A 1838-nucleotide genomic window follows, 5' to 3' on the forward strand; every position below is an offset into this window, starting at 1 on the left:
TCAAGCCATGAAGTTATTTGTTTGGCTGTTAGATAATTATTCTCAACCACCACTTTCCCTGCTTGGGCAGCATTGGCAACACCTGCACTATTATCGCTGATTAAACCGCCAACAATCCCGGAAGTTAACGTTGCCCATGCACTTATATTCTGCTTTTCAGTTTCGGTGAGTTCTTCGGGGGTTTTGCCATAAAGTGAGTGCGATAAAATACCCACTGTTTCCCCTATCATTGCGCCAGAGGCTTGCACTACTGCATTCTCGCCTTTTGCCAATGCAAGGCCTGCATTCAGTAAGCCGTGCGCTATCGTACGCTGAATATCACTTTCAACACTATTACCTTGGATTTGGTTTTTCACTTCGTTGGCAAGATAAGGCACGGAACCATTAGCAATAGCGGTAACAATATTGTTGCCCATTACACCTTGTGTAAATGCGGTGATAGCTTGGATTGCACGGGTATATTTCCCCCCGCGCCAAAATCAGATCGGTTGGTATAATCCTGTAAGGCTTGCTGGAAGAGGTGATTTTGAATATCACGCTCGGTGACGTTATCGTTGGTTTCTGAAAGGGCTTGATAGAGATTGTCGTAAGCAGTATCAGAAAGATTATCGAGTTTTGAATCAGCTTTCGCTTGGTTCGTACCACGAATAGTGTCCACCGTGGTTGCTAAGTCGATAACCTGCGCAACTAACGAAGGTAGTCCCTATTGCTAAGCCGGATAGTTGATTATCCGGTTAGCTGATGTGTGAGGTAAATAAAAGGTTCCATTATATAATAGAAATCTTATTTCAATAATTTATTACTCATGATTGATATATATTGCATTATCATTAGGAGGAGGCGTTGTAGCCCATCCCATACTGACTACAACTTTTCGAGCTAGCACTCTCATTTTTTCCCATTCCATACTGGATGCAAGTGCTTCATTACTCCAAAAACGTACATTATTTGGACCGCTGATTGATAACATATAATCATCAAACTCTTTTATTGTTGAACATTGTTCAACAGATAATAACTCATAGTTTATATCATCTAGTGCAATTTCCCATTCAACAGCAAGTTGATCTGCAACATTTACAAAATCAGGGAATAAACTTATTTGGATATTACTTGGCTGCATAAAAGCACGAGTAATCCATTCCAATTGTTTCATAATATCTACTCTTTAGTTTTATCAATTATTGTGGCTTTCTCATTTTACATTGTTTTGTATGTACTTGGGTCTACAACTTTCATTGTACCTTGTGTTGTTGTGGATACTTTATAATAACTACCGCCATGTTTACCTCCTCCTGGGTGATATTGGATTTGACTAATTTCAGGATGTCCTTTAACCTCAATAATAACTGCTTGGCCAGAACCTCGTGTTGATTGACGAACATTAACTTGATAGCCTGCGGCTTTAAAATCTTGAGCTATATCCTCTGTAGAACGCCCCCAAATAGCTTGAGGTGTTTTAGTAAAATTAGTTGCAATATTTACTGGGTTATGAGAGTTAGGTTGCTTTGGAGTCGTACCTTTATTTCCTTTACCACTCCCACCATTAATCATTCCGGGAAGAGCCATTGCTATCAAACCGGCTGCTTCTGGTTCAAGCCCCATTGCCTCAAATCGTTTAGCCCACTGATGTTCGACTGTGATCCCTGTCGCATCCATACTCAACATATACACTGCAGGCAGATAATCACGAAAATCATCAGGCAACGATTTATCTGTGGCAAGATGTTTTATTGCTGTATCGAAAGCATTCCATTGTTCAACTAAATATCCATACTGCTGTTTACACTGCTCTGGTGAGGTTGAACAAATTTGCTTTATTTCTTCCTGTTGCCGAA

The 1838-nt window shown here is 40.2% G+C and carries 3 protein-coding genes and 1 pseudogene; all 4 read right to left on the reverse strand.

Going from position 1 to position 1838, the window contains the following annotated elements:
• The coding region (locus DK866_RS19710) for a VENN motif pre-toxin domain-containing protein (protein ID WP_109410247.1) at positions 1 to 416 on the reverse strand (416 nt) is incomplete at its 3' end.
• Positions 416 to 658, reverse strand: coding sequence for a hypothetical protein (locus DK866_RS19715; RefSeq protein WP_109410248.1), 243 nt, complete (start codon positions 656 to 658; stop codon positions 416 to 418). The genes DK866_RS19710 and DK866_RS19715, both read right to left, overlap by 1 nt.
• 141 nt (positions 659 to 799) lie before the next feature.
• Entirely contained in the window at positions 800 to 1156 is a 357-nt protein-coding gene (locus tag DK866_RS19720; protein WP_109410249.1) for a hypothetical protein, read from the reverse strand.
• A gap of 44 nt (positions 1157 to 1200) precedes the next feature.
• Positions 1201 to 1838, reverse strand: a pseudogene (locus tag DK866_RS20055) (hypothetical protein); the annotation flags it as partial.

It is taken from the genome of Proteus genomosp. 4 str. ATCC 51469, assembly GCF_003144375.1.
Taxonomy (GTDB): Bacteria; Pseudomonadota; Gammaproteobacteria; order Enterobacterales; family Enterobacteriaceae; genus Proteus.